Here is a 26,271-nt window from a genome sequence, read left to right on the forward strand (position 1 = left end):
CGGACCTAGGCGGCCAGGTGGCTCTGGATGTCGTCCAGGATCTTGTTCGCTGCCGTTACGCCGATGCCGGTCATCCAGGTTTCGGCCGGGACGTCCCAGGACTTGCCGGCCTTGACCGCGCCCAGGTCCTTCCACAGGTTGCCGCTCGTGACCTTGGCTTTCTGGCCCTCGGCGGTCGGGCCCTGGGCCGTCACGAACATGACGTCGCCGTCCAGGTCCGCGATGCGCTCCGGGCTCACCTTGTCGAAGCGCTTGTCGTCCTTGTTCGCCAGCAGTTGGCGCTCCGGGCGACCCAGGCCGATGTCGCCCAGGACGATGCCGGAGAAGCCGTCCGGGCCGTACACCCGGATCTCGGCCGGCATGAAGCGCACGATGGAGACCTCGACGTTCGCGGCGTTCGGGATCTTCGTGCCCAGCTCCTTGGCCCGGGTCTCGTACGCGGCGAGCAGGTCCTTGGCCTTCTGCTCCTGGCCCAGGGCCTTGCCGTCGAGGAGGAAGTTCTCCTTCCAGGTGATGCCGACCCGCTCGGTGAACACGGTCGGCGCGATCGCCGACAGCTCGTCGTAGAACTTTTCCTGGCGGAACTTGCTGCCCAGGATCAGGTCCGGCTGGAGCGCCGCTACGGCCTCCAGGTCCGGCTCGGAGATCTCGCCGACGGGCTTCATCGAAGACAGGTCGCCGAGGTACGCCGGCGGCTTGTCCAGCTCCGGCAGCTCCGTCGCGCCGACCGGGGTGATGCCCAGGCTGACCGCCGTGTCGATCTTATCCGTGTCCAGTACGACGACCCGCTTCGGGTGCAGCGGCACCGTCGTCGTGCCCATCGCGTGGGTGATCTGCTGGGTGGCGGCCTCGTCGGTGGTGCCGGCGACCGGGTCGCTGGAGCACGCGGTGAGGGCCGCCGCGGCCAGCGCCAGGCCGGCGAGCACGGTCGCGGTTCTACGAGTCGACATGGGATTTCCTAACTCTTCAGATGTGCAGTACGAGAGGTGCGGAGCTCACCGGGCACGGCACGACCACGGAGTCGAGCCCGAAGACGTCGCGGACCAGGTCGACGGTGACCACCTCGCGGGGTGGGCCGGCCGCGACCACCGTGCCGTCACGCATCGCGACGAGGTGGTCGGCATAGCGCGCCGCCTGGTTGAGGTCGTGCAGGACGGCCACGACGGTGCTGCCGCCGTCGCGCATGCCGCGCAGCAGGTTGAGCACCTCGACCTGGTGCGCCAGGTCCAGGAACGTGGTCGGCTCGTCGAGCAGCAGCGTCCCGGTCCGCTGGGCGAGCGCCATGGCGATCCAGACCCGCTGGCGCTGCCCGCCGGAGAGCTGGTCCACCGGTCGGTCCGCCAGCGACGCGACGCCGGCCTGCTCCATGGCGGAGGCAACGGCCACCGTGTCCTCCGGCGACCACTGCTGCCACCACCGCTGGTGCGGCTGCCGGCCCCGACCGACCAGGTCGGACACGGTGACGCCCTCGGGCACCAGCGGGCTCTGCGGCAGTACGCCGAGCCGGCGGGCCACCTCGCGGGTCGGCAGGGAGGTGATGTCGCTGCCGTCCAGCAGCACCGTGCCCTGCCGGGCCGGCAGCAGCCGCGCGAGGGTGCGCAGCAGCGTCGACTTCCCGCAGGCGTTCGGGCCGACGATCACGGTGAACGCGCCGTCCGGCAACTCCAGGTCGAGCCCCTCGAACACCGCCCGGTCGTGGTAGCCGGCGGCGAGGTCCTGCGCGGTCAGCTTCACTGTTTCCTCCGGACGAGCAGGAACAACAGGTACGGGCCGCCGATCGCGGCGGTGACCACGCCGGCCGGAAGCTGGGTCGGTGCGAACACCAGGCGCCCGACCAGGTCGGCCAGCACCACCAGCAGGGCGCCGGTCAGGCCGGCGGCGACCAGCGGCGGGCGTTCGGCGCGGACCAGCCGGCGGGCCACCTGCGGTGCGACCAGCGCGACGAAGTCGACGGCGCCGACCTGGGCCGTGACCATCGCGGCGAGCAGCACGCCGGCGGCGGCCAGGCCGACCCGGCGGGCTACCGGGCGGGTGCCGAGGCCGCGGGCCGTGTCGTCGTCGAGCGCGCTGGTGCGCAGCGCCCACCCCGCCCAGAACAGCACCGGCAGCAGCACGACCAGGGTGCCGGACAGCCACAGGGTCTCGGTCCAGCCGCGGCCGGCTAGGGTGCCGACGAGCCAGATGTGCGCGCGTTGCCCGTCGATCGGCTCGGCGGTGAGCATGACGATCTCGGTGAGTGCCCGCAGCGCGATGGCGACGGCGACGCCGGCGAGCACGAACCGCTTCGCGGCCAGGCCGTGCCGGGCGCCGAGCGCGAGCACCATCGCCGCCGCGAGCAGCCCGCCGGCCAGCGCCGACGGCGCGATCACGGCGGCCGCGGCGCCGCTGGTCAGCGCGACCGTGGCGGCCAGCCCGGCGCCCTGGGTGATGCCGATGATGTCGGGGCTGGCCAGGGAGTTGCGGGCGACGCTCTGGATCAGCGCCCCGGCCACCCCGAACAGCACGCCGACCGCGACCGCGAGCACAGCCCGGGGGAGGCGGAGGCGTTGCACCACGACGTCGTACGGGGTGCCGGCACCGGACAGCGACCGCAGCACGTCGCCGGGCGCCACGTACGGCTTGCCGAGCGAGACCGCGAGCACCAGCGCGACGGCCAGCAGCACCAGCAGCACGAGCGAGACGGCCACGGCGCGCTGGCGGACGACCAGCGACGCGCCCCCGAGACGAAGAACGGTCATGCCGACACCACCTTGGCCCGGGTCACCAGGACGGCGAGCAGCGGTGCGCCGATCAGCGCGGTCACGATGCCCGCCGACACCTCGCCCGGCAGCGCGACGACGCGGCCGATCACGTCGGCGGTCAGCAGCAGCGCGGGGCCGAGCAGCACCGAGGTGGCCAGCACCCACCGTTGGTCGCTGCCGACCAGGAAGCGCGCGAGGTGCGGCACGGCGAGGCCGACGAACGCGATCGGGCCGGCGGCCGCCACGCCCGCGCCGGTGAGCAGCACCGCCGCGACTCCGCCGCCGATCCGGGTCAGGCCGACCCGGGTGCCCAGGCCGCGCGCGACGTCGTCGCCGAGCGCGAGCGAGTCCAGGCCGCGGGCCACCACGGCGGCGAGCACGAGGCCGGTCAGCAGGAACGGCAGCACCTGGAGCGCGACGCCCGAGTCCCGGCCGGTCAGCCCGCCGACGACCCAGAAGCGGAACTCCTCGAACGTACGGGCGTCGGCGCTGAGCAGCCCGGCGGTGATCGCGCCCAGGCTCGCGTCCAGGGCGGCGCCGACGAGCGCCAGGGTCACGGGGGAGGCGCCGTCCCGGGTGCGCGCGGCGACGCCGAAGACCAGCAGCCCGGCACCGAGGGCACCGGCGATGCCGAACCAGACGTACCCGGTCAGCGAGCCGATCCCGAACAGCGTGATGGCCACGACGACGCCGAGCGAGGCGCCCGCGCTGATGCCCAGGATCCGGGGCTCGGCCAGCGGGTTGCGGGTCAGCGCCTGGAGCAGCACGCCGGCGGCGGCCAGGGCCGCGCCGACGACGAGGCCGAGCAGCGTCCGGGGCACCCGCAGGTCCCAGACGACGCTGGCGGCCTCACCACCGTCCGGAGCGACGAGCGCGTGCCAGACGCGCCCGATGCTCAACGGATTGCTGCCCACCGCGAGGCTGGCCAGCACGACCAGGACGAGCAACGCCACCCCGGCCAGCAGCACCAATCGACGACGCACCCGAATCCTTAGCTAAGCCTGCCCTAACTGCGAAGGGCACTCTAATAGCCGGACTCACGCCGTGTCCCAGCCGGTGATCTAGCGCACGTCGAAGACCCCCGCGAACGAAGGCCACGCCGCAGCCCGGCAGTAGACCGGGATCAGGTCGATCGGGGTGTCCCGCCGGTGTTCCTGGCCACCGAGAACAACGTCTCCGGTCCACACGTCGACCCAGTCGCCGGCTGGCAGATAGCTCGTCCAGGACGTCGCCCCCGGCGAGGTGACGGGGTTGACCAACAGGTCGGCGCCGAGCATCCACTGCCGTGGCCTGGTCCAGACGAAACTGTCGGCGGGCTGGTCGAAGAACAGCGGCCGCATCAACGGCCGGTCGGTCGCGATCGTCGTGGCGGCCTCTCGGGCCAGGTACGCCACCAGGCGCTCGCGCAGGTGGGCGAACCGCCGGAAGACCGGCACGACCCGCTCGTCACCGGACGTCTCGGCGACGTGCCAGGGCGTGCGGTCGCGCGGCGGAAGCTGGTGGTGGTTGAACTCCGAGTGGTACTGCATGATCGGCATGAAGGTGGACGCGGCCGCCGCGCGCAGGTAGAGCTCCGCGTCGGGCACCGGTCCGGAGAAGCCCGCGAGGTCCCAGCCCCAGTAGACGATCCCGCAGGCGGCCGCCGTCAGTCCGGCCGTGACGGAGTTGCGGAACGCCTCCCAGGTCGAGTCCTCGTCGCCCGCCCAGAACACGCCGTGCGCCTGCGAGCCGGTGAACCCGCTACGGGAGAACGTGACCGGTGCCTTGCCGTGGGCGCGCAGCAGGTCACCGAACGCCCGGGCGTAGTGCACCGGATAGCGGTTGTTGCCCTCGTCGCCGCGGCTGCCGTCGCCGTACCGCAGGTCGTGTCCCCAGGCGTGCTCGCCGCCGTCGGTCTTGAACCCGTCGACGTCCCAGTCCCGCACGAGGTAGGCGCGCTTGGCCGTCCACCACTCGCGCGTCGCGGCCGTGGACAGGTCCGGCAGGAGCGACTTCGGGAACCACCAACCCCGGTTGTGGTACGGCGTGCCGTCGTCCTCGAGCACGGCGTGCCCGCCGGCCACCAGCGCGGCACCCTCGGCCAGCACCTGCTCGTGCAGCCCGGGCTCGGAGTCCGCGGTCTTCAGCAGCGGGATCTGCCACAGCAGCACCTTGACGTGCCGGTCGTGCAGCTCCGCGACCATGCCCCTCGGGTCCGGCCAGGCGCCGTCGGCGGGATAGCCGAAGTCGCCGTCCTTGAACGGCGACCCGTCCGGGTGCGGCGCATACAAGGCATCCCGGGGGATCATGATGCCTTCCTCGTCACTCCACGCCTCGATGACCACCGCGCCGACCGGGATGTCGAGCTCGCGGTGCTTGTCCATCCGGTCCAGGACGATCCGCTGGGTGTTCCACTCGTTGCCGGACGCCCAGAGCCGGAACACCCAGTCGGGCAGCTCCTCGGCCCGGCCGGCCTCGTCCAGGAACGCGCTCAGCACCGCGGTCGGGGTGCCGTCATAGATCGCGAGGTCGACGCTCTCCTTCGCGCTGCCGCCGAGCGCGACCTCGACGACGAGCCGGTCCGGAGTGGTCGCGCCGACGTCGTACCAGGTGCGCCGGCTGGTCCGCACGTGGAAGCCCCAGCTGTCGGTGCCGATCACATGGGCGAACGGCATCGGCAGGTACGTGCGGCCGTGCGCGCCCTGCGCCTTGTACTGCTCGAAGACCACGGCGTCGAGCCGCCGCCCGGCCTGGTCGAGGTGGTCGAAGCGCTCGCCGAACCCGACGACGTGGTCACCGGGCCGCAGCGCGAGGGCGAAGCGGGCACGGTGCACGCCGTCGGCGGAGACCAGCCACTCGACGTCACCGGCGAGGCGCTCTCCGCCGCCGGTCAGCGCCACGTCGACGCCGACCGGGACGTTGGTCGTCCAGTCGGCCGAGACGACGCGAAACCACTCTGTCGACTGGTCTCCCGCGACGAACCGGTAGTCGGCGCTCCCGGTGACGGGCGGGGACTCGACGGCCCAACCGCCGTCCCCGCCCAGCGCCGCGGCCTGCGCGCCCGCGAGGTGGCCTTCGCCACCGGCCAGCGCGGCCGCGTCGGCGGCACTGCCCGCGTGGGGTGCCAGCGCGAGCGAGACCAGGCCGTCGGCGGTCCGCCACTCACAGCTGACCGAGTCCACCTCGGCAGAAGCCCACACACCGAGCACCACGCGCTGCCCGGCCAAGGGCAGCACCGGCACCCGCTGGTCCAGCGACGTGGCGTACGGGTGCTCGATCCCGTGTGGACGGTGTCGGATCATGCCAGCACTCCCAGCTCGTCGGCGAGAATCAGGTACATGCCGTGTGACCACAGCAGCGGCGTCGCGACCGGCCCCCAGCGGTCGAGCCACTCCTGGCGGCTCGCCGGGTGCAGCAGGTGGTGGGGGACCTGCTCGGGCAGCTCGCCGTCGGCGGTCGCCTGGTCCGCGATCCAGCTCAGGTGCCGCCAGGCGCCGGCCCGGTCTCCGGCGCGGGCCAGGTTCCAGCCGAGCAGCGCGGACAGCAGCAGCCACTGGCCGCCGCCGTAGAAGACGTCGGCGGTGAAGCGGTGCACGCCGCCGTCGACGTCGAGGTCCGCCGCGACCTTGGCGAGGGTCGCGGCGGCCAGCGGGGATCCGGGGGAGACCAGCCCGAACGGGACGACGCAGGCCGGCAGCGAGCCGTCGACGGCGGGGGAGCCCAGCCACTTCACGAGGTGGCCGTCGCGCACCCCTTCGGTCAGGGCCAGCTGTCGCGCCGCCTCGGCAGCCGAAGCCGCCGAGGTCGCACGGTCGCCGGTCAGCACGACGAGCGAAGAACGGAGCCCGCCGTGGATCGCGCCCAGCGTCGAGACGTGCCGGTGCTCGACGTGCTCCTCCCACCAGTCGTAGCAGGGTCGGTCCCAGAACGCGGTGAGGAAGTCGACGGCGACCTCGATGCCGGGCAGCCAGCGGGCCGGGTCGAGCCCGTGCCGCCGCGCGTGGGTGACCACCGACCACAGCCAGGTGCCGTAGCCGTCGGTCTGGAAGTCCCACCAGGGGTCGGAACCGTCGCCGCCGTCGAACGTGAAGCGGGTCGGGAGCATCTGCTCGATCGGTGCGGCGGCGCCGGCCGACCGCAACCGGTCGACCTGCCCTCGCCGGTCGGCCAGGACGCGGCTGACCCAGTCGTGGAAGCGGTTGGCCGAGGAGACGTCCCCGTACCGGGAGACGCCCTCGGCGGTGAAGCCACCGTCGCGCAGCCAGGCATAGCCGCGGTACGCCGAGAAGGTCGGCGCGGCCGGGTAGGCGCCGCCGGGGTGCTGGTGTGCGGTGATGACGGCGTGGCTGCGAGCGGCCAGCGCGACGGTGGTCGTGGTCACGCGAGGAGCTTGTCGACGGCCTTTTGGGCATCGGCGAGTGCGGTGGCGACGTCCTTGCGGCCGGCCGCGGCGGCCGATAGCTCCTTGTTGACGGCGTCCTGCATCTCCTGCTGGCGCTCGATGACCGGCGGTAGGACGGTCGCGTCGAGCGAGTCGAAGACGGCCTGCCGGTTGGCGGGCTTGCCGGCGGTCAGGTAGCTGTCCACCTTGCCGGTGTCGGCGACCGGCGGCAGCTCCCAGCTCGTGGCGAGTCGAGCCTTGACCATGTCGTCGGACGAGGTGAGGAAGGTGACCCATTTCTGGGCGGCCGCCTGGTTCTTGCTCGCGGCGGACACGACGGCGCCGTTGGTGAACATCGCCGACGCCTTCTTCGTGTCACCGGGCTCGACGGCGATGTCCCAGTCGAACTTCGCGTCGGCGAGGCCGGAGAACATCCAGATGCCGCTGTGCCACATGGCCAGCTTGCCGTCCTTGAACAGCTTGGAGTCGAAGTCGGGGGTGCCGGCGCCCTGGGCCTCGGTCGGCATGGTCTTGCCGGCCTTGGCGACCAGGAACTCGGCGGCCTTGCGCCCGGCGTCGGAGTTGAAGGTCGAGGACTTCTTGTCCGGTGCCAGGAACTCGCCGCCGGCCTGGTCGAGCGTCTTGTAGAACTCGAAGAACGAGATCGGCTGGTAGTCGCCCCAGACGCCGTTGCCCTTGTTGGTCAGCTTGGTCGCCGCCGCCTGCTCGTCGGCCCACGTCCAGCTCGCGGTCGGCGGTGCGACCCCGGCCGCCGCGAACAGGTCCTTGTTGTAGAACAGCACGACGTTGGAGAACGACGCCGGCAGGCCGTACTGCTTGCCGTCGGCCTTGAAAGCATCGAGCAGGGACGGCTTGTACGGTGCGGCGTCCACGCCCTTGAGCTCGGCCAGCGAGCCGTTGGCGGTGTAGGTCACGAAGTTCTCGTAGTTGAGCTCGAAGGCGTCGCCCGCGGTGCCACCGGCGACGGCGGTCTGGAGCTTGGTGAAGTAGTCCGCGTACGGCAGCGTCTCGATCTGGACCGTGATGTCGGGGTTGGCGGACTCGAACGCGGTCTTGATGGCGTCGAGGTCCTTCTCGTGACCGTCGTTGGCGGAGAAGTTCATGTAGCGGACGGTGGTCTTGCCGGCGACCGGCTCGTCCGAGCGGGTGGCCGATCCCTGCGAGCAGGCGGCCAGTGCCAGCGCCAGTGCAGCGACGACGGGCACGGCGGTGCGTCTGACGAAACTCCTCATGTCAGCGTTCCTTTCGTAACCGGGGGATGGGGTTCACTTGATGCCGGTGTGTGCGATCCCGGCGATGATGTGGCGCTGCGCGACCAGGTAGACGACGGCGATCGGCAGGATCGAGAAGACCGAGCCGGCCATCACCACGTCCCAGTCGGTGGTGAACTGGCCCTGGAGGGTGGACAGGCCCAGCGGCAGCGTCATGAGCTCGGGGGAGCGGATCACGACCAGGGGCCACAGGAACGAGTTCCAGCTGCCCATGAACGCGAAGACCGCGACGGTGGCCAATGCCGGCCGGATCAGCGGCAGCACGATGGTGGTGAAGATGCGCAGGTGGCCGGCGCCGTCGATGGTGGCCGCCTCGTCGAGGTCGCGGGGCAGCGACTCGACCGCCTGCCGCAGCAGGAAGACGCCGAACGCGGACGCGATCGACGGCGCGAGCAAAGAGAGATAGGTGTCCTGCAGGTTGAGCGTCTTCATCTCGATGAACAGCGGCACGACCAGCACCTGCATCGGCACCATCAGGGTGGCGAGGTAGAGGCCGAAGACGAGGCCCTTGCCGCGGAAGGCGAGCCGGGCGAACCCGTACGCCGCCATCGAACCGGTGACGAGCTGGAAGAGGGTGCTGGCGGCGGCGATCCAGAGCGAGTTGAGCGCGATGCGCCACATGGGCAGGGCATCGAGCAGCTCGCGGTACGCGGCCAGGGTCGGGTCCTTGACCACGAGCGTGGGACCGCCGGCCAGGCTGCCGTTCGGGGTGATCGAGGTGATCACGGTCCACACGAACGGGACGAGCATGATTGCGGCGCCAAGAACGACCGCGGCCCAGCGCGACACCGTGCGGAGGCTAGGCATAGTGCACCCACCGGCGCTGGCCGCGCACCTGGACCGCGGTGATGAGCAGGATGACGGCGAACAGGATCCAGGACAGCGCGCTCGCCTCGCCGGCCCGCCCGTACCTGAAGGTGAGGTCGTAGATCTGGCCGACGACGACCTGGCTGGAGCCGGACGGCCCGCCGCCGGTCATCACGTAGACCTGGTCGAAGACCTGGAAGCCGTTGATGAGCGAGATGACGACGACGAAGAACGTCGACGGTGACAGCAGCGGCAGCGTGACGCGCCAGAAGCGTTGCCACGCACCGGCGCCGTCGGTGCGGGCGGCCTCCAGGACGTCCTGCGGGATCGCCTGCAGCCCCGCGAGCATGATCACCATGACGAAGCCGAGGTCCTTCCAGGCCGAGGCGAGGATGACGGCGGGCAGGGCCCAGGCGGGGTCGGTCCACCAGCCGGGCTGGGGCGCCCCGAGCGCGCCCAGCAGCGAGTTGACGAGCCCGCTCGACGGGTTGAGCAGCCACTTCCAGACGAGGGCGACGACCACCCAGCTCGTCACGACCGGCAGGAAGTACGCGGCGCGGAAGAAGGCGCGGCCGGGCATCCGCTGGTTGAGCAGCAGGGCCAGGCCGAGCCCGCCGGCGAACACCAGCGGCAGGTAGCCGGCGCAGTAGACCAGCGTGTGGGCGAACACGTCGCGGGTCGCGGGGTCGCTCAGCAGGTGGGTGTAGTTGTCGACGCCCACCCACTGCATCGGCGAGATCAGGTTCCAGCGGTTCAGGCTGACCCAGGCCGAGGAGACCATGGGTACGGCGGTGAACAGCACGAGCGGGATCGCGCTGGGCAGCAGGAAGAACAGCACCCAGCCCCGGTTGCGCCAGCCGCGGCGGCTCATCGCGCCGCCTCCGGGCCGGTCTGCAGCCGGGCCCGGACGAGCTCGCCCTGCGCGCCCGCGGCGGCGGCGTCGAACGGGGACGCCAGCACCAGCGAGGCGGCGCCGACGGCCCACTGGTCCTCGGTCCACGACTCGACCAGGCACCGGATGCCGCGCCGGGCCGGCATCAACTGCCGCCGGAACGCCTCCTCGAAGCCGGTCTCCCAGAACGCCCAGTCGCGGATGCCCTCGCCCATCAACACGACCAGCTCGGGGTCGACGGTGTGCACGACGCCGGCCAGCGTGCGCCCGAGCAGCCGGCCGGCGTCGTGGTAGACCTCCAGCGCCGCCGGCTGGCCGGCGCGGGCGGCCTTGGCGAGCGTGGCGATCGTGCCGCGCGGCCCGATGGCGCCGGCCCGGACGGCGGCGGCGACCAGCCCCGCCTCGCCGATGTAGGCCTCCAGGCAGCCGGTGTTGCCGCAGCCGCAGGCCGGCCCGTCGGCGGAGACCGGGATGTGCCCGATCTCGCCGGCGCCGCCGTGCGCGCCCCGGCTCACCGAGCCCTGGTGGACCATCCCGCAGCCGATGCCGAGCCCGATCGTGACCACCATGAAGTTCGCGTGCTCGCGCCCGTGGCCGTAGACCATCTGGGCCGCCGCGAGCGTGTTGACGTCGTTGTCGACGAGCACCGGCACCCCGAGCGCGTCGCGCAGGCGCCGCCCGACCGGCACCTGGCTCCAGCCGAGCGTCGGGGCGTCGACCATGCCGGACGCCTGGGCGTCGACCGCGCCGGGCAGCCCGACGCCGACGCCGAGCAGGTGGCCGTCGTGGGCGGTGACGACCTCGCGCAGGATGCCGCTGAGCGCCTCGAGGGCGGCCGGCCGCGCGGGATCGAACGGCTCGGAGCGGGCCGAGCGGACGGTGCCGTCGAGGTCGACGGTGACGACCGCGACGTGGTCGGCGGTGACCTTCGCGCCGATCGCGCCGCCCGCCGCGCGGACCAGGCCGAGCAGGGTCGCCGGGCGCCCGCCGTTGCTGGGCACCGAGCGCAGCTCGGTGACGAGCCGGCGCTGGAGCAGTTCCTTGGTGGTCTGCGTGACGGTGGCGGGGCTGACCCCGAGCACGCGGGCGATGTCGGCGCGGGACGAGGCGCCGCGGGTGCCCAGCACGCCGAGCACGGCGGCGCGGACGAGGTCGCCGCGTGGTGATGCCTGCCCGGACCGTGCCATGCCGCCCACCCTTCGTTTGGACCTAAATTTAGGGCGCAATCTAGAGCGGCGTGGATCACCCCGTCAAGGCCCGGTCCGGCAGTGCCTCGACCAAACGGGCATAAACCTGCGGAAACCACGAATTACGTGCGAAGCATCGCTTAACCTCCGAAACAACGGGCCGCGAAGTCTGAGGAGCCGCGATGACCGACCAAGCCGTTCCGGCGGCGGAGCTCTACACCGACGAGTTCGCCGCCGACCCGTATCCCGCGTTCGCCAAGCTGCGCACGGACAGTCCAGTGTGTCCGGTCACCTCGCCGCGGTTCGACTCCTTCCTGATCACCAGGTTCGAGGACGCCAAGGCGGCGCTGAACGACCCGCGGCTGTCCAAGGACCTCTACGGTCCGGGCGACCACTACCTGCGCATCTTCGGGCCGAACTCGGCGGGCCTGAACAAGAACATGCTCAACTCGGACCCGCCGGAGCACAGCCGCCTGCGCCAGGTCACCGGGCGGGCGTTCGCGCCGCGCCGGATCGAGGCGCTGCGACCCAGGGTGGCCGAGATCGTCTCGGACCTGCTGGACCGGATCGAGCCGCAGGGCCGGGCCGACCTGATGCGTGACTTCGCGATCCCGCTGCCGATGCTGGTGGTCTCCGAGCTGTTGGGCATCCCGCGCACCGACAACGACGAGGTGCTCGAGTGGACCCAGGTGATCCGCGAGTCAGGGTCGTCCGGCCGGCCGCCGGCGGAGGAGCGGGCGCGGGTGCAGGAGGCACAGGCCTGGCTGGCCGGTTATCTCAACGAGCTCGTGACGGCCAAGCGCGCCGAGCCGGGCGACGACATGGTCAGCATGCTGATCAGCGCCTGTGACGACGAGGGCGTGCTCTCCGAACGGGAGCTGGTCAGCACCGCGTTCCTGCTGTTGTTCGCCGGGCACCAGACGACCGCGGACTTCATCGGCAACGCGATGGTCGCGCTGCTGACCAACCCCGAGCAGCTCGCGCTGTTGCGTAAGACGCCGGAGTTGCTGCCGCACGCGATCGAGGAGCTGCTGCGCTTCGACGGGCCGCTGCCGGTGGCCAGTCCCCGGATCGCGACCGAGGACCTCGAGTACCAGGGCGTGCATATACCCGCGGGTTCGATCGTCGGTGTGGTCATCAACTCCGCGAACCACGACTCCGCCCAGTTCGAGGACGGGGACCGCCTCGACCTGACCCGCGATCGCGGACCGCACCTGGGCTTCGGCCACGGCGTGCACTACTGCCTCGGCGTCTCGCTGGCCCGCATGGAAGCGCAGATCGGCATCGGCGCGCTCCTGCGCCGGCTGCCCGGCCTGGCGCTCGCCGTGCCGCCCGACAAGCTGCGCCGGCTGCCGGCCGCGTCACCGTTCCGCGGCCTGCTGGAACTTCCTGTGCTGTTCAACGCCTGACGTCCGTATGTCCAATCCTCGTGAGGAGCTGCCGTGGTATACCGCAACGTGATCGTCTGCCGCATCGTTCCGGGCAGTGAGCAGAAGGTGGCCGACGTGTTCGGCCACTACGACAAGGTGACCCGGCCGCAGGACGTCGGTGTGACCGGCCGCATCCTGCTGTCGCTGAAGGACCTCTACATCCACGTCGTCGAGCGCGCCCAGGATCCCGCCGTCACCGGCAACAACCGCGGCCTGCCGGCGTTCAAGGAGATCGCCGAGCTCATCGCGCCGTACGTGACCCCGTACCCGCGCAACTGGGAGAACCCGTCCCACTCGGTGGCCAAGGAGTTCTACAGCTGGACGGCCCCGGGGAAGACCGCCGCGGCCGGCGCCAACCCGATGCTGATCGTCCAGCGGATCAAGCCGGGCTCGGAGCCCGAGGTGGCCCGGATCTTCCGGGAGTCCGACGAGACGCCGCTGCCCACCCAGATGGGCGTCACGGGCCGGTGGCTCTACTCGATCGACGATGTGTACGTGCATGTGATGGAGCGCACGGACGAGGCGGTCGCCGAGGGCTTCGGCTCGAACCACCACGCACCGGCCTTCACCAAGATCATCGAGGATCTGGCGCCGTACGTGGCGCCGTACGACCCGGAGACCTGGCGTGGCCCGCAGGACTCGATGGCCAAGCCGTTCTACAGCTGGCAGGCCAGCGACTGATCGACAGCGTGGCGGCGGGGGTGCGGGCGGTGGGCCGGCACCCCCGCCGCGCGTTATAAATGGCCTGGTGACAGACGTTCGGGCTGGTGTGACCGGGGGCACGTCCGACCGGCTGATCCTGACACCGGACCAGCGGGTCCGGGTGTTCGTCAGCTCGACCCTCACGGAGCTGGCGGCGGAGCGGGAGGCGGTCCGGGCGGCCGTCGACCGGCTGCACCTGCTGACCGTGATGTTCGAGGCCGGCGCCCGCCCGCACGCCCCGCGGGACGTCTATCGGTCGTACCTGGCGCAGAGCCAGATCTTCGTCGGCATCTACGACGAGAGCTACGGCTGGATCGGGCCCGACTCGACGATCTCCGGGCTGGCCGACGAGTACCGCCTGGCCCGCGGCCTGCCCCGGCTGGTCTACGTCAAGGAACCGGCACCGGACCGCGACCCGCGGCTCGTCGACCTGCTGGCGGAGGTCGCCGCCGACCTCGACGTCGTGCGTCGCCGGTTCCGGTCGCCGGACGAGCTGCGTGGCCTGGTCGAGCGGGACCTCGCGGCGCTGCTCTCGCAGCGGTTCCACCAGACCCGGCAGGCCCGCGCCGGCGAGCCCGGTGAGGTCCTGCGCGTGCCGTCGGCCCGCACGCCCCTGGTCGGGCGCGAGCACGAGCTGGAGGTGCTGACCTCCCGGCTCACCCAGGACCGCGTGTCGCTGCTCACGCTCGTCGGTCCCGGCGGAGTGGGCAAGACCAGGCTGGCCACGGCGCTCGCCGAGCGGGTCGCGTGCGGTTACCCGGACGGCGTGCGGTTCGTGGACCTCTCGACCGCGGCCGGCGTCGACGGCGTCGGCGAGGTGTTCGCCCGGGCGCTGCGGCTGCGCACGTCCGACAACGTGGGCTCGTTCGACGACGTCGAGTCGTTCCTGCGCGCCAAGCGGATGCTGCTCGTCGTCGACAACTTCGAACACGTCGCCGGCGCCGCGCCCGGGCTGGCCGCCCTGCTGCGCGCGGCGCCCGGCGTGACCGCGTTGGTGACCAGCCGGGCCCCGCTGCGGCTGACCGACGAGCGGGTGTACCGCGTCCCACCCCTACGCTCGGCGCCGCAGTCGACCCGGACCGACCTGGCCACGATCACCCAGCGGTTCAGCGCCGTGCGCCTGTTCGTCGACCGGGCCCGCGCCGCTGACCGGCGGTTCAGGCTGACGGACGACAACGTCGAACCGGTGCTGGAGATCACGCGGCGGCTGGGCGGCGTGCCGCTGGCCATCGAGCTGGCCGCGGCGCGGGTGCCGCTGCTGCCGCCCGCGCAGATCGCCGCCCTGCTCGACGACCAGCTCAGCCTGCTGACCGGCGGCCAGCGCGACCTGCCGGCCCGCCAGCGCACGGTGCGCGACACGCTGGCCTGGAGCTACCGGCTGCTGCCACCGGACGCGCGCCGGCTGTTCGCCCGCACCGGGGTGTTCACGGGCGGGTTCGACCTCGCCGCGGTCGAGGCCGTGTGCGCCGGCGAGTCGTTCGACGTCTTCACCGCGCTGGAGTCCCTTGTGGACGCCGCGCTGGTCGAGCCGGACGAGAACGACCGGTTCCGGATGGTCGACAGCGTCAGGCTGTACGCGTTGGAGCGGCTCGCAGCCGACGACGACGCGACCGCGGTCCGCGACCGGCACGCCGCCCACTTCGTGGACTTCGCCCTGCTGGCCGCGCCCCACCTGAACACCCCCGACTCGCCGGTCTGGCTGGACCGGCTCGACCGGGACCTCCCCAACCTCGGCGCGGCGACGGACTGGCTGCTCGAATCCGGCCGACCCGGCGAGGCGCTTCGCATCGGCTGGGCGATCTGGCCGCTGTGGTGGCAGCGCGGCTACATCGACGAGTCCAGGCGTTACATCAGTGGCATCCTCGACCAGGCCGCCCGGCTCTCGCCGAAGCTGCACGGCCGGGCGCTGGTGGCCTCCGGCGCGATGGCGCTCGTGTCGGGTCAGGACGAGCAGGCGCGCGGCGACTTCGAGCGGGCGCGGGTGCTGGCCCGGGAGGCCGACGACCCCGTCACCGAGGCCCGCGCGCTCGGCCCGCTCGGCTCTTTCGCGAGCCGCGACGGTGACCACGAACGGGCCGGCCAACTCCTGCGGGAGGCGTACGAGCTGGCGATCAACGGTGACCAGCAGTGGCTGATCAGCCTCTTCCACAGCCGGATCGGCATGATCGCGTACCGCGAGGGCGATCCGGCGGCCGCTCGTCGCCACCTGGACGACGCGGTCCGGGTGTCGGCGCAGGGCGGCGACGAGCTCGGCATGGTGGTCGCCCGCTACACCGCCGCCGTCGTGCGGTCGGCGGACGGCGACGGCGCGGGCGCGCACCACAGCCTCCTGGCCGGTCTGCGGCTGGCCGCGCGCAGCGGTGACCAGGCCAGCGTGGGGCTGTTCCTGGCCGCGTTCGCGGACCTGGCGGGCGCGGACGGCCGGCTGGACAGGGCCGTGCGGCTGGCCGCCGCCGCCGCGAGCTTCGAGACACCGTCGAGCAAGCTGTGGATGCGGGCCTACGTGCCGCCCTGGCCCGTCGCCGGGCCGGGCCTCGCGACGATCCGCGTGCGGCTCGGCGACGACGTCTTCGACCGCGGCTGGCGCGAGGGCGAGCGACTCGGGCTGCGCGGCGCCATCGACGAGGCGGCGCGAGAATGACACCCGACCTGATCCTGACTCCGGACCAACGCGTCCGCGTGTTCGTCAGCTCGACGCTGACGGAGCTGGCGGCCGAGCGGCAGGCGGTCAGAGACGCCGTGGTCGGGCTCCACCTGCAGCCGGTCATGTTCGAGTCCGGCGCCCGTCCCCACGCACCCCACGACGTCTACCGGTCGTACCTCGCCCAGAGCCAGGTCTTCGTCGGCGTCTACGACGAGAGCTACGGCTGGATCGGGCCCGGCTCGACGGTCTCCGGGCTCGCCGAGGAGTACGGCCTGGCGGGCGACCTGCCCCGGCTGGTCTACGTCAAGGAACCGGCACCGGAGCGCGACCCGCGCCTGGCGGACCTGCTGGCGCGGATGGACCGGGACGAAGTCTCCTACCGCTCGTTCCGCTCGCCGGACGAGCTGCGCGGTCTCGTCGAACGGGATCTCGCCGCCCTGCTCTCCCAGCACTTCGACCAGGACCGCACGACGCCCCAGAGCGCGGACACCGGCGCGGGCAGCGGCATTCCGGTGGCCCGCACGCCGTTGGTGGGCCGCGAGCACGAGCTCGACGTGCTGTCCGCCCTGGTGGTCGACGACCGGGTGCCATTGCTGACCCTGGCCGGCCCGGGCGGCGTCGGCAAGACGAGGTTGGCCGGCGCCCTGGCCGAACGCGTCGCGGCGGGCTTCCCCGACGGCGTCCGCTACGTCGACCTGTCCGCGGTCACCGGCGGCCACGCGGCCGGTGAGGCGTTCGCCCGGGCCCTGCGGCTGCGTACGTCCGGCGGGGTGGCCGCGTTCGCGGACGTCGTCTCCTTCCTGCGCTCCAAGCGGCTCTTGCTGGTCGTCGACAACTTCGAGCAGGTCGTCGACCTGGCACCGCACTTCGCGACGCTGTTGCGCGCGGCACCCGGTGTGTCCGTGGTCGTGACCAGCCGGGTCCCGCTGCGGCTGAGCGTCGAGCGGGTGTTCCGGGTGCCGCCGCTGCGCTCCGCGCCGGACTCCGCGCGCTACGGGCTGGCCACGATCACCCAGCGGTTCAGCGCCGTCCGGCTCTTTGTCGACCGGGCCCGGGCGGCCGACCGGCGATTCGTGCTGACCGAGGACAACGCCGCCGCGGTGCTGGAGATCACCCGTCGGCTCGGCGGCATCCCGCTGGCCATCGAGCTGGCCGCCGCGCGGGTTCCGCTGCTGCCGCCCGCGACCATCGCCTCTCTCCTCGACGACCAGCTCAGCCTGTTGACCAGCGGCCGGCGCGACCTGCCGGAGCGGCAACGGACGGTGCGGGACACGCTGGCCTGGAGCTACCGGCTGCTGCCCGCCGAGGCGCAGCGGCTGCTGGCCCGGACCGGGGTGTTCGCCGGCGGGTTCGACCTCGCCGCGATCGAGGCGGTGTGCGTCTGCGACGACGGACCGCTGGACACCTACGGCTGCCTGGAGTCCCTTGTGGATGCCGCGCTGGTCGAGCCGGACGGCGACGACCGCTTCCGGCTGGCCGAGAGCGTGCGCGACTTCGCCCTGGAGCGGCTCGCCGACACCGGCGAGTCGGAGGTGACGCACGAGCGCCACGCGGCGTACTTCCGCGACCTGGCCCTGCGCGCCGAGCCTCATCTCAACACCGCCGGCTCGCCCCAGTGGCTGAGCCGGATCGAGCGCGACCACCGCAACCTCGACGCCACGCTGGACCGGCTCCTCGACACCGGCCGGATCGTCGAGGCGGTCGAGGTCTGCTGGGCCATCTGGCTGTTCTGGTGGCGACGCGGCCACATCGACGAAGGCGTGCGCTACGTGCGGCGCGTGCTGGCGGACCCGGAGCTGCTGCCGCCGGCCACCCGGGGTCGGGCGCTGGTCATCTCGGCCGCGATGGCCTACGTCTCCGGCCAGGACGCGGAGGCCCGCACCACCTTCGAACAGGCGGCGGAGCTGGCCCGGGCGGCGGGCGACGCCGTCGCCGAGGCCCACGCGCTCGGCCCGCTCGGCATCTACGCGGCCCGCGCCGGCGACATCGAGCGGGCCCGGGCCCTGCTCGGCCAGGCGTACGAGCTCGCGGTGCGCGGCGGCCGGCTCTGGCTGGTCACCCTGTTCCACTGCCGGCTCGGCATGATCGCCTTCTGGTCGGGTGACCCCGTGCGCGCCGAGGAGCACCTCGACGAGGCCAAACGGGTCGCCGTGGAGATCGACGACGAGCTCGGCCTGGTGGTCGCACACTATTCGGCCGCTGCGGTGCGGGTCTCGAGCGGCGACCTGGCCGGTGCCCACGACAGCCTCGTGTCGGGCCTGCGGTCGGCGTCCACCAGCGGCGACCTGGCCTGCGCCGGGTGGATCCTCGCCGCGCTGTCGGACGTGGCCGCGGCCCGCGGCCGGTTGGTCCGGTCCGTGCGGCTGGCGGCCGCGGCAGCCACGTTCCGCACCCCGTCGGGCAAGCTGTGGATGCGGGCGTACGTGCCGCCGTGGCCGACCGCCGGCCCCGACCACGCCGAGCTCCGGGTGCGGCTGGGAGACGAGCGCTACGAGCGGAGCCGGCGTGAGGGCGAACGGCTCGGCCTCCCGGGCGCGGTCGAGGAGGCGGCCCGGGACGACGAGGCGGGCGCCCCCGAAGGGACGCCCGCCCAGAGCTAGACCTCAGCCGCGCCAGTGGTAGAACTCGCGGGCCACCGCGTCCTGCGGCGACTTCCACGTCTGCGGGTCGTACGGCTTGATGTAGGCCCGCAGGTCGTCGCTGATCTGCTTGAACCCGGCCAGGCCGGGGCCCTTGCGCAGCGCCTCGGTCGGGTCGTCGGAGAACTCGATCACGTGCAGGTACAGGTCGTTGAGCGAGTACAGCGAGCGGGTCCTCACCCCCAGGTCGTGCGGGAGCGAGGTGGCGTCCGACGCCGCGAAGATCTGGGCCACCGACTGCTGGGCGTCGGGCTGGATCTTGGCGACGATCACGGTGCGGTTCATGCGTCCCCTCCCAGGGCGAAAATGCCAGCTAGGTGTGCGTCCAGGGCCTCGGCCGCGACCGGCGAGGTGCGGAACCCGACGTGGCCGTCGGGGCGGATCAGGTAGGCGCCCGTGCCGCGCAGGCCGTACGCGGCGCGGAAGGTGCCCGCGGCGTCCCGCAGCACCGGCACGTCGAGACCCTCCGGCACCGCCGCGTCCGGGCTGGCCAGGACATAGATGCTGACGAAGCCGCGGACCTTCTCGGCCAGCTTCTCGAAGCCGGCGTATTCCTCGTGCGGAGTCGAGCCGTCCGCGTGCACCAGCAGCGTGTGCCCGGTGCCGCGGGTCAGCTCGAACAGCCGCGTGGGGTGACCGACCCCGAAGCGCCGCAGGTCGTGCGCGTCGGGCGCCCGGTCGCCGGGCTGCGGCCCGCCGTCGAAGGAGTCACCGTGCGCGCCGACCAGCGGGCTGCCGGCATAGCTCAGCGTCATCTGCATCTCGAGCAGGAACTGCTCCCGCTCGTCGTCCATGTCCATCTCGTCGGTGAACGCGATCTTCACCGCCCGGTCGACGATCGCCTTGCCGGCCGGGCGCCGCTCGGCCTCGTAGCTGTCCAGCAGCGCGGGCGCGGCGTCGCCGCCGCACGCCAGGGCCAGCTTCCACCCGAGGTTCCAGGCGTCCTGGATGCCGGTGTTCATGCCCTGTCCGCCGGCCGGCGGGTGCAGGTGCGCGGCGTCACCGACGACGAACACGCGCCCGTCGCGGTAGCGGTCCACGATGCCGTGCTTGATCCGGAAGATCGACGACCAGCGCAGGTTGCTCGCGGTCGTGGGCTCCGGGGCGAGCTCGTCCAGGACGACCTGGATGTCCGCCAGCGACGGCGGGTCGTACTCGGCCGAGAAGCCCGGCGGGATGGGGTTCGCGCCGATCTCGGCCTGCAACCGCGGCGGTGCGAGCGTGGCCACCCGGTAGCGGTTGCGGCCCTTGAGCGGCACGCAGACCAGCATGCCTTTCATCTCGTCGTCCTCGACGTGGATGAAGCGCAGCAGGTGGCCCTCCGGCATCGACCAGTCCAGGTCGACGTCGCCCAGCATGAACAGCTGGGGGAACATGCCCATGCCGCCCTCGAAGGTCAGGCCGAGCTTCTGCCGCACGGTGCTGTGCGCGCCGTCGGCGCCGACCAGGTACTGCGCCCGCACGGTCTCCGCGCGACCGTCGGCGCCGACCAGGTAGGCGGTCACCCCTTCGGCGTCCTGGGTGAACTCCTTGAGCTCGGTGCCCCGCTCGACCCGCACGCCGTGCCCGGCCAGGCACTTGGTGAGGAGGTTCTCGGTCTCGTACTGCGGCAGGCCGACGTGCGCGTACGGCAGGTCGGGCAGGTCCCAGTCGACCTGGTGCGTCTGCCGGCCGTTGACGAACACGGTCTGGCCGTGCAGCCAGATGCCCGCGTCCATCGCCTCCCGGACGATGCCGAGGTGCTCCCAGATCTCCATCGTCCGGCACTGCACGCCGATCGCCTTGTCGGCGGTGCCGGCCGCGTCGGGCCGCTTCTCGACGAGCCGGCACGGGATGCCGCGCCGGGCCAGCTCGATCGCCGCGGTCAGGCCGGCCGGGCCGGCACCCACGACGATCACGTCGGTGGCGCTGTCCACCGCAGGCCGCTCCTTTGTGGAGGCTGCCACGGGCTCGACCCGGGCGACCGGCTGCGGCGCCGCGGCGGGCCGGACCGCCGCGCCCGGCTGCGGGCTCTCCTCGGGCCGCGCCACGATGTGGTACGTGGCCCGCTCGAAGTTCTCGCAGATGTACTGGATCAGCGGAGCGGTCTGCTCCAGGTGGGACTGGTCGTCGGTCCAGGCCTCGAAGGACGCCTCGTCCCGCCATTCGGCGAAGATGTGGTACGTCCCGGTGCCGGGCTCGCGCAGCAGCTCCTCGCGGACGTGCCCGGGCGTGCCGCGCATCCGCTCGGCGACCTTGCGATAGGCCTTCTCGTACGCGGCCTCCTCGCCCTCCGGCACGGTGACGGTGACCCGCACCCGGATCCCGGGACCCCGGCCGACCACGGTGGACAGCACCTCGTACGTGTTCTTCTCGCCCGACTCACGCAGGTCCCGCAGCGCGGCGGTGAGCTGCTCGCGGGCGGCGCTGGGCCCGAACGCGTCGAGCGCCTCCTGGTCGCGCCAGTCGCTCACGATCAGGAACGTCTGGGGATCGTCGGCGTCCCGGATCAGCTCCTGGCGCAGACTGCCCGGCGTCCGGCTGATCTCGTCGGCGGCGAGCCGCCAGGCGGCCTCGAAGGCCTCGACGCAGCCCTCCCGCGCCCGCATCCGCAGGATCGTCCGAACTGAACCCTCATCCGGCATCGCGCAGCCCTTCCTCCCGATAGCGCTTGAGCACGATGGAGCTGTTGAACCCGCCGAAACCGCGGGCGTTGACGAGCACCACGTCGGCGGCGAGCTGGCGCGGCTCGCGCACCAGGTCCAGGTCGTGACCCGGGCGGGCGAGGTTGCCCACCGCCGGCACGATCCCGTCGCGCAGCGCCAGCAACGCGGTCGCCACGGTGAGCGCGCCGCCGCCGGAGCAGAGCCGCCCGACGTAGCCCTGCGGCGCGGTGACCGGCACCGGCCGGCCGAACACCTCGCGGATCGCCTGCGCCTCCAGGGCGTCCAGCGCCGGCGTGGCGGCACCGTCGGCGACCACGAACCCGACGTCGTCCGGCGTGACGTCGGCGTCGGCGAGCGCCTTGCGCATCGCCCGCACGAGCTGCGCGCAGTCCGGCGCGGGGCGCTCCGGGTGGTACGCGTCGTGGGTCGCGGCGTATCCCGCGATCTCGCCGTAGATCTGTTGCGCGCCGCGCTCCGCGGCCGCCGCGGCGTCCTCGACGATCAGCACCGCGCCGCCCTCGCCGGGCACGTGGCCGTCCGCGTCGGCGTCGAACGGCCGGTAGCCGGTCGTCGACAGCCGCTCGCTGGTGCTCTGGCAGACCAGCGCGTACGGGGACAGTGGCGCCTCGGTGCCGCCGGCGATGACGGCCGGGGTGCCGCGCCGGATCACCCGGCGGGCGGCGCCGAGGCTGTCCAGCCCGCCCGCACCCTCGGACACCAGCACCTGGTTGGGGCCCTTGGTGCCGTGCAGGATCGAGGTCTGCCCGACGCTGGCGGCGTAGAACCAGGCGATCGACTGGTACGCGGTGACGGCCCGGCGCCCCTTGCTCCACAGCGCCTGGATCTCCCGCTGGCCGAACTCGTTGCCGCCGGAGCCGCTGGCCAGCACGACCGAGGTGGCGTACGGGTCGTGCGCCGCCGGGTCGTACTTGGCGTCGTCGAGCGCCTGCCGGGTCGCCGCCAGCGACATCCAGGTCCACCGGTCGGTCTGGATGATCAGCCGTGGGTCGACGGAGCCCTCGGCGGCGAAGCCCGGCACCTGCCCGACCAGCCGGCCGTCGAGCTCGCTCACGTGCCGCTCACCGGCCAATGTGGAGCGCCAGTGGTCCTCCGTGGTCAGACCGCTCGGCGCCACGACGCCGATCCCGGTCACGACGGCCCGCTTCATCACGACCACCTCCGCAACACGGCGGCGGACTGGAAGCCGCCGAACCCGCTACCCACGGACAGCGCGACGTCGACGCGCTGCTCGCGCGCGTTCTTCGGCACGTAGTCCAGGTCGCACTCGGGATCCTTGTTCTCCAGGTTCGCGGTCGGCGGGACCACGCCGTAGCGGATCGCCAGCACGCACGCGGCGAGCTCGATCGCGCCGATCGCGCCCAGCGAGTGGCCGACCATCGACTTGATCGAGCTGACCGGCACGTCGTACGCGTGCTGCCCGAGGCTGCGCTTGAACGCGGCGGTCTCGTGCCGGTCGTTCTGCTTGGTGCCCGAGCCGTGCGCGTTGACGTAGGAGACCGCGGTCGGGTCCAGGCGCGCCTGACCCAGCGCGTCGGTGATCGCCTCCGCCATCTCCAGCCCGTCGGGCCGCAGCCCGGTCATGTGGAACGCGTTGCTGCGGTTGGCGAAGCCGGCCACCTCGCAGAAGATCTCCGCACCGCGGCGGCGCGCGTGCTCGAGCTCCTCGAGGATCAGCACGGCCGCGCCCTCACCCATCACGAAGCCGTCCCGGGTCGCGTCGAACGGCCGGGAGGCGTGCTCCGGGTCGTCGTTGCGCGCCGAGGTGGCCCGGATCGCGTCGAAGCACGCCATCGAGATGGGCGAGATCGGCGCGTCGGCCGCACCGGCGATGACCACGTCGGCCTCGCCATCCTCGATGAGCTGGTGGCCGTGGCCGATCGCGTCCAGGCCCGAGGTGCAGCCGGTCGAGATCACCGCGGCCGGCCCGTGCGCCCCGAACCGGCAGGCCACCTCGGTCGCCGCGCTGCTCGGCACCAACGCCTGGTAGAGGAACCGGCTGCCGTAGCGCTCGTCGACGTGCCAGTTCCGGCCGTGGTCGCTGACGTTGACGTACTCGTCCTCGAGCCGGGTCGTGGCACCCACCGCGCTGCCGATGCTCACCGCGACGTTGTCCCGGTCGGTGGCGCCGAGGTCCAGGCCGCTCTCTTTGAGGGCCTCGTCGGCGGCGACCAGGGTGAACTGGGCGAACCGGTCGTTGCGGTGGATCTCCTGCGGCGTCAGCCCGGCCGCGCGCGGGTCGAAGTCGCACTCGGCCGCGATCTGCGAGCGGAAGTCGGCCGGGTCGAAGAACGAGATCCGCCGTGTCGCCGTGCGCCCGGCGGTCAGCAGGTCCCAGAACGCGGCGCGGGTGACCCCGCCGGGTGCGACCACCCCGACGCCGGTCACCACGGTGCGCCTCCCGGTCACGGCGTGCTCCCGGGCAGCGCCTCCGTGTCCACGTGCCCGAGCTCCGGGCGCGGTGCCAGCGGGCCGAGCGTGAAGACCAGGAACGCCGCCGTGGGGCCGTCGTTCATCAGCCGGTGCTTGACGCCGATCGGGATGTGCACGCCCTCGTTCGCCCGCAGCGGCAGCTCCCGGCCGTCCAGGCGCACGGTGATCTCACCCTCGACGCAGAACAGGAACTCCTCCGAGTACGGGTGCCAGTGCTCGGTGACGACCTCGGCCGGCTGCAGCCGTAGCGTGCCCATGAAGCCCGACGTCGAGCCGACGGTGGCGGGCGACAGGATCGTGCGGATGTCGCCGCCGCGGCGCCGGTTGCTCGGCACGTCCTCGATGGACACCGTCCGGATCGCCGGCCGGGCCTTGCTCGGGCCGCCGATGCCGTGCAGGGCCATCCGCTCGACCTTGTCGCGGATGACGTCCATCTGGATCGCCGTGTTGGCGTTGATCCGGTCGGTCATCGCGGCCGTGTCGATCGGCGCGTCGGGGCGCATCCGGAAGTCCTGGATCCAGCGCATCCGGGTGGCGTTCTTGCCGTCGGCCTCGTACAACCACTCGATGTTCATGAACTCGAACGGGCCCGGCTCGACCCGGCGGGCGACGACCCGCTTGGCGGCCTTGTCGGGCGTGCGCTCGGAGACCCAGCTCCACACCTTGCCGTTCTCGTCCGGGTGCATGGCGAGCCGGAACCGCACGGTCGCGCCGGAGCGCTCGATGATCTCCGCGGTCGCGTACTCGGTGAACAGCTCCGGCCATTTCTCGACGTCGTTGGTGGCCTCCCAGACGACGTCGAACGGCGCGTTGATCAGGATCTCGTTGTCCACATGGCCGATCGTGGGTGCGCTCATGCCGCCGGCTCCTCGTCACGCGAAAGCCGCTCGTTGATGGCGGCGGTCATGTCGCCCACGCTGAACGCCAGCGGGCGGTCGTCGGGCAGCTCGAAGCCGTAGGCCTCCTGCAGTTCGGACTGGAGCTGGAGGAACGCCAGCGAGTCCAGCCCCAGGTCGCCGAAGGTCTTGCCCGGGTCCTGCGTGCGCATGTCCGAGGGCAGCCCGACCTTGCTGACCAGCAGCTGCATCAGGTCGTCGATGGTGAACCTCATGATTCCTCCCGTGTCTGCGGATCGGTGAGCCGGCCGACGAGCGACGTGTCGTGGGTTCCGGCGACGAATTGCTCGTGCTTCAGTGCGGTCAGCAGGAAGTCGCGGTTGGTCCGCACCCCCGGACCCTCGACGGAGAGCTCCGCGAGTGCCCGCCGCATCCGGGCGATCGCCTGGGGCCGGTCCGGGGCCCAGACGCAGATCTTGGCGAGCAAGGGGTCGTACGCGGCGGAGATGCGCCCGCCGGCCACCGCGGCCGTGTCGACGCGGACGAACGGGCCGCCCGGCAGCGCCAGCCCGGTCAGCCGCCCCGGCGTCGGCATGAAGTCGCGGTCGGGGTCCTCGGCGTTGATCCGGCACTCGATGGCCCACCCGCGGGCCTTGAGCTCCTCCTGGGACACGTCGAGCGGCTCGCCCGCGGCGATCCGGAGCTGCTCGCGGACCAGGTCGACGCCGTGGGTCAGCTCCGTCACCGGGTGCTCGACCTGGATCCGGCAGTTGACCTCCATGAAGTAGAACCGGTGCTGGTCGTCGACGAGGAACTCGACGGTGCCGGCACCGACGTACCCGGCGGCGAGCAGGCCCCGCACGGCGGCGTGGCCCATCTGCTCGACCAGCCCGCGCGGCAGGCCGGGGGCCGGGGCCTCCTCGATGATCTTCTGGCGGCGGCGCTGCACGGAGCAGTCGCGCTGGCCGAGGTGCAGCCCGTTGCCGTGGCTGTCGCAGAGCACCTGCACCTCGATGTGCCGGGCCGCCGGCAGGTAGCGCTCGACGTAGACCCGGTCGTCGCCGAACAGCGACTGGGCGGTGCTGCGGATCTCGCGGTACTGCCGCGGCAGGTCGTCGGGCTCGGTGACCACCTGCATGCCCCGCCCACCGCCGCCGGCGACCGCCTTGACGATGACGGGGTAGCCGATGTCGGCGGCCACCTTCGCGACGGCCTCCGCGTCGCTGACCGGCTCGATCGTGCCCGGCAGCAGCGGCAGGCCGGCGTCGGCCATCGCGGCGCGGGCCGTCGACTTGTCGCCGAGCCGGTCGATCACGGCCGGGGGAGGTCCGACGAAGACGAGCCCTTCGGCCTCGCACGCCTCGGCGAAGTCGGCCTGCTCGGAGAGGAAGCCGTAGCCGGGGTGGACCGCGTCGGCTCCCGTCTGGCGGGCCGCTTCCATGATCGCCGGCAGGTAGAGGTAGCTGTGCCGGGCGGGACCGGGGCCGATGCATACGGCCTGGTCCGCGAAGCGTACGACGGGGCTGTCCCGGTCTTCCGTGGAGTAGACGGCAGCCACGCGGATGCCGAGCTCGCGGCAGGTGCGGGCGACCCGCATCGCGATCTCGCCGCGGTTGGCGATGAGCACGGTGTCGAACACGGCGAC

At 72.5% G+C, this 26,271-nt stretch carries 21 protein-coding genes and 1 pseudogene; 4 read left to right on the plus strand and 18 right to left on the minus strand.

What is annotated here, in order from left to right; all coding sequences use genetic code 11:
• Nucleotides 1-5: 5 nt before the first annotated feature.
• The 10 genes from CHC05_RS22030 to CHC05_RS22075 form a co-directional block, all read right to left on the minus strand.
• Nucleotides 6-950 carry an ABC transporter substrate-binding protein gene (locus tag CHC05_RS22030; RefSeq protein ID WP_089251844.1) on the minus strand — a complete coding sequence of 315 codons (945 nt, stop codon included), beginning with the start codon at nucleotides 948-950 and terminating at the stop codon, nucleotides 6-8.
• Between the two features lie 16 nt (nucleotides 951-966).
• Nucleotides 967-1,734, minus strand: coding sequence for an ABC transporter ATP-binding protein (locus tag CHC05_RS22035; RefSeq protein WP_089251846.1), 768 nt, complete (start codon nucleotides 1,732-1,734; stop codon nucleotides 967-969).
• Nucleotides 1,731-2,738: a FecCD family ABC transporter permease gene (locus tag CHC05_RS22040; protein WP_089251848.1), complete on the minus strand. Its 1,008-nt coding sequence runs from the start codon at nucleotides 2,736-2,738 to the stop codon at nucleotides 1,731-1,733. The genes CHC05_RS22035 and CHC05_RS22040 overlap by 4 nt, the downstream gene beginning before the upstream one ends.
• The gene (locus tag CHC05_RS22045) at nucleotides 2,735-3,724 is read right to left on the minus strand and encodes a FecCD family ABC transporter permease (RefSeq protein WP_245871148.1); all 990 of its coding nucleotides are present in this window, start codon (nucleotides 3,722-3,724) and stop codon (nucleotides 2,735-2,737) included. The genes CHC05_RS22040 and CHC05_RS22045 overlap by 4 nt, the downstream gene beginning before the upstream one ends.
• 78 nt (nucleotides 3,725-3,802) lie before the next feature.
• Nucleotides 3,803-6,022, minus strand: a complete 2,220-nt coding sequence (locus CHC05_RS22050) for a glycoside hydrolase family 31 protein (protein ID WP_089251852.1) — start codon at nucleotides 6,020-6,022, stop codon at nucleotides 3,803-3,805.
• Entirely contained in the window at nucleotides 6,019-7,101 is a 1,083-nt protein-coding gene (locus CHC05_RS22055; RefSeq protein WP_089251854.1) for a glycoside hydrolase family 15 protein, read from the minus strand. The genes CHC05_RS22050 and CHC05_RS22055 overlap by 4 nt, the downstream gene beginning before the upstream one ends.
• Nucleotides 7,098-8,354 (minus strand): ABC transporter substrate-binding protein, encoded by a 1,257-nt coding sequence (locus tag CHC05_RS22060; RefSeq protein ID WP_089251856.1) that lies wholly within the window; start codon nucleotides 8,352-8,354, stop codon nucleotides 7,098-7,100. The genes CHC05_RS22055 and CHC05_RS22060 overlap by 4 nt, the downstream gene beginning before the upstream one ends.
• 33 nt (nucleotides 8,355-8,387) lie before the next feature.
• A complete protein-coding gene (locus CHC05_RS22065) occupies nucleotides 8,388-9,182 on the minus strand; it encodes a carbohydrate ABC transporter permease (RefSeq protein ID WP_218824624.1) in 795 nt (264 codons plus the stop codon).
• A gap of 10 nt (nucleotides 9,183-9,192) precedes the next feature.
• Nucleotides 9,193-10,071, minus strand: coding sequence for a carbohydrate ABC transporter permease (locus CHC05_RS22070; protein WP_089251860.1), 879 nt, complete (start codon nucleotides 10,069-10,071; stop codon nucleotides 9,193-9,195).
• Nucleotides 10,068-11,279 (minus strand): ROK family transcriptional regulator, encoded by a 1,212-nt coding sequence (locus tag CHC05_RS22075; RefSeq protein ID WP_089252266.1) that lies wholly within the window; start codon nucleotides 11,277-11,279, stop codon nucleotides 10,068-10,070. Before CHC05_RS22075 ends, CHC05_RS22070 begins: the two co-directional genes overlap by 4 nt.
• A 182-nt stretch (nucleotides 11,280-11,461) precedes the next feature.
• Here CHC05_RS22075 and CHC05_RS22080 point away from each other — a divergent pair, with 182 nt between their 5' ends.
• The 4 genes from CHC05_RS22080 (at nucleotide 11,462) to CHC05_RS22095 (ending at nucleotide 18,655) form a co-directional block, all read left to right on the plus strand.
• A complete protein-coding gene (locus CHC05_RS22080) occupies nucleotides 11,462-12,688 on the plus strand; it encodes a cytochrome P450 family protein (RefSeq protein ID WP_089251862.1) in 1,227 nt (408 codons plus the stop codon).
• A 33-nt stretch (nucleotides 12,689-12,721) separates the two neighbouring features.
• Nucleotides 12,722-13,390, plus strand: coding sequence for a TcmI family type II polyketide cyclase (locus tag CHC05_RS22085; protein WP_089251864.1), 669 nt, complete (start codon nucleotides 12,722-12,724; stop codon nucleotides 13,388-13,390).
• 67 nt (nucleotides 13,391-13,457) lie between these two features.
• A complete protein-coding gene (locus tag CHC05_RS22090) occupies nucleotides 13,458-16,052 on the plus strand; it encodes an ATP-binding protein (RefSeq protein ID WP_144022710.1) in 2,595 nt (864 codons plus the stop codon).
• Nucleotides 16,049-18,655, plus strand: coding sequence for an ATP-binding protein (locus tag CHC05_RS22095; RefSeq protein WP_089251868.1), 2,607 nt, complete (start codon nucleotides 16,049-16,051; stop codon nucleotides 18,653-18,655). Before CHC05_RS22090 ends, CHC05_RS22095 begins: the two co-directional genes overlap by 4 nt.
• 3 nt (nucleotides 18,656-18,658) lie before the next feature.
• On the opposite strand, the gene CHC05_RS22100 is transcribed toward CHC05_RS22095, so the two are convergent.
• The 8 genes and pseudogenes from CHC05_RS22100 to CHC05_RS22130 form a co-directional block, all read right to left on the minus strand.
• Nucleotides 18,659-18,979 (minus strand): TcmI family type II polyketide cyclase, encoded by a 321-nt coding sequence (locus CHC05_RS22100; protein WP_089251870.1) that lies wholly within the window; start codon nucleotides 18,977-18,979, stop codon nucleotides 18,659-18,661.
• Nucleotides 18,976-21,318 carry an FAD-dependent oxidoreductase gene (locus CHC05_RS22105; RefSeq protein ID WP_089251872.1) on the minus strand — a complete coding sequence of 781 codons (2,343 nt, stop codon included), beginning with the start codon at nucleotides 21,316-21,318 and terminating at the stop codon, nucleotides 18,976-18,978. Before CHC05_RS22105 ends, CHC05_RS22100 begins: the two co-directional genes overlap by 4 nt.
• Nucleotides 21,308-22,510 (minus strand): beta-ketoacyl synthase N-terminal-like domain-containing protein, encoded by a 1,203-nt coding sequence (locus CHC05_RS22110; RefSeq protein ID WP_281257701.1) that lies wholly within the window; start codon nucleotides 22,508-22,510, stop codon nucleotides 21,308-21,310. Before CHC05_RS22110 ends, CHC05_RS22105 begins: the two co-directional genes overlap by 11 nt.
• Nucleotides 22,507-23,766 carry a beta-ketoacyl-[acyl-carrier-protein] synthase family protein gene (locus CHC05_RS22115; protein ID WP_089251876.1) on the minus strand — a complete coding sequence of 420 codons (1,260 nt, stop codon included), beginning with the start codon at nucleotides 23,764-23,766 and terminating at the stop codon, nucleotides 22,507-22,509. The genes CHC05_RS22110 and CHC05_RS22115 overlap by 4 nt, the downstream gene beginning before the upstream one ends.
• Nucleotides 23,763-24,194, minus strand: a complete 432-nt coding sequence (locus CHC05_RS42105; RefSeq protein ID WP_218824649.1) for a cupin domain-containing protein — start codon at nucleotides 24,192-24,194, stop codon at nucleotides 23,763-23,765. The genes CHC05_RS22115 and CHC05_RS42105 overlap by 4 nt, the downstream gene beginning before the upstream one ends.
• A 105-nt stretch (nucleotides 24,195-24,299) precedes the next feature.
• Nucleotides 24,300-24,647, minus strand: a pseudogene (locus CHC05_RS42110) (SRPBCC family protein); the annotation flags it as partial.
• A complete protein-coding gene (locus tag CHC05_RS22125) occupies nucleotides 24,644-24,901 on the minus strand; it encodes an acyl carrier protein (RefSeq protein ID WP_089251880.1) in 258 nt (85 codons plus the stop codon). The gene CHC05_RS22125 and the pseudogene CHC05_RS42110, both read right to left, overlap by 4 nt.
• Nucleotides 24,898-26,265 (minus strand): acetyl-CoA carboxylase biotin carboxylase subunit, encoded by a 1,368-nt coding sequence (locus CHC05_RS22130; RefSeq protein WP_089251883.1) that lies wholly within the window; start codon nucleotides 26,263-26,265, stop codon nucleotides 24,898-24,900. Before CHC05_RS22130 ends, CHC05_RS22125 begins: the two co-directional genes overlap by 4 nt.
• Nucleotides 26,266-26,271: the final 6 nt, after the last annotated feature.

Origin of the sequence: Asanoa hainanensis (assembly GCF_900188485.1) — a bacterium.
GTDB lineage: Bacteria > Actinomycetota > Actinomycetes > Mycobacteriales > Micromonosporaceae > Asanoa > Asanoa hainanensis.

What these genes read in the sequence shown, in the direction of transcription:
- CHC05_RS22080 (WP_089251862.1), top strand. Translation starts at nt 11,462, where the DNA reads ATGACCGACCAAGCCGTTCCGGCGGCGGAGCTCTACACCGACGAGTTC.
- CHC05_RS22095 (WP_089251868.1), top strand. Translation starts at nt 16,049, where the DNA reads ATGACACCCGACCTGATCCTGACTCCGGACCAACGCGTCCGCGTGTTC.
- CHC05_RS22040 (WP_089251848.1), bottom strand. Translation starts at nt 2,738, where the DNA reads ATGACCGTTCTTCGTCTCGGGGGCGCGTCGCTGGTCGTCCGCCAGCGC.
- CHC05_RS22060 (WP_089251856.1), bottom strand. Translation starts at nt 8,354, where the DNA reads ATGAGGAGTTTCGTCAGACGCACCGCCGTGCCCGTCGTCGCTGCACTG.
- CHC05_RS22050 (WP_089251852.1), bottom strand. Translation starts at nt 6,022, where the DNA reads ATGATCCGACACCGTCCACACGGGATCGAGCACCCGTACGCCACGTCG.
- CHC05_RS22100 (WP_089251870.1), bottom strand. Translation starts at nt 18,979, where the DNA reads ATGAACCGCACCGTGATCGTCGCCAAGATCCAGCCCGACGCCCAGCAG.
- CHC05_RS22125 (WP_089251880.1), bottom strand. Translation starts at nt 24,901, where the DNA reads ATGAGGTTCACCATCGACGACCTGATGCAGCTGCTGGTCAGCAAGGTC.
- CHC05_RS22105 (WP_089251872.1), bottom strand. Translation starts at nt 21,318, where the DNA reads ATGCCGGATGAGGGTTCAGTTCGGACGATCCTGCGGATGCGGGCGCGG.
- CHC05_RS22075 (WP_089252266.1), bottom strand. Translation starts at nt 11,279, where the DNA reads ATGGCACGGTCCGGGCAGGCATCACCACGCGGCGACCTCGTCCGCGCC.
- CHC05_RS22030 (WP_089251844.1), bottom strand. Translation starts at nt 950, where the DNA reads ATGTCGACTCGTAGAACCGCGACCGTGCTCGCCGGCCTGGCGCTGGCC.
- CHC05_RS22070 (WP_089251860.1), bottom strand. Translation starts at nt 10,071, where the DNA reads ATGAGCCGCCGCGGCTGGCGCAACCGGGGCTGGGTGCTGTTCTTCCTG.
- CHC05_RS42105 (WP_218824649.1), bottom strand. Translation starts at nt 24,194, where the DNA reads ATGGCCCTGCACGGCATCGGCGGCCCGAGCAAGGCCCGGCCGGCGATC.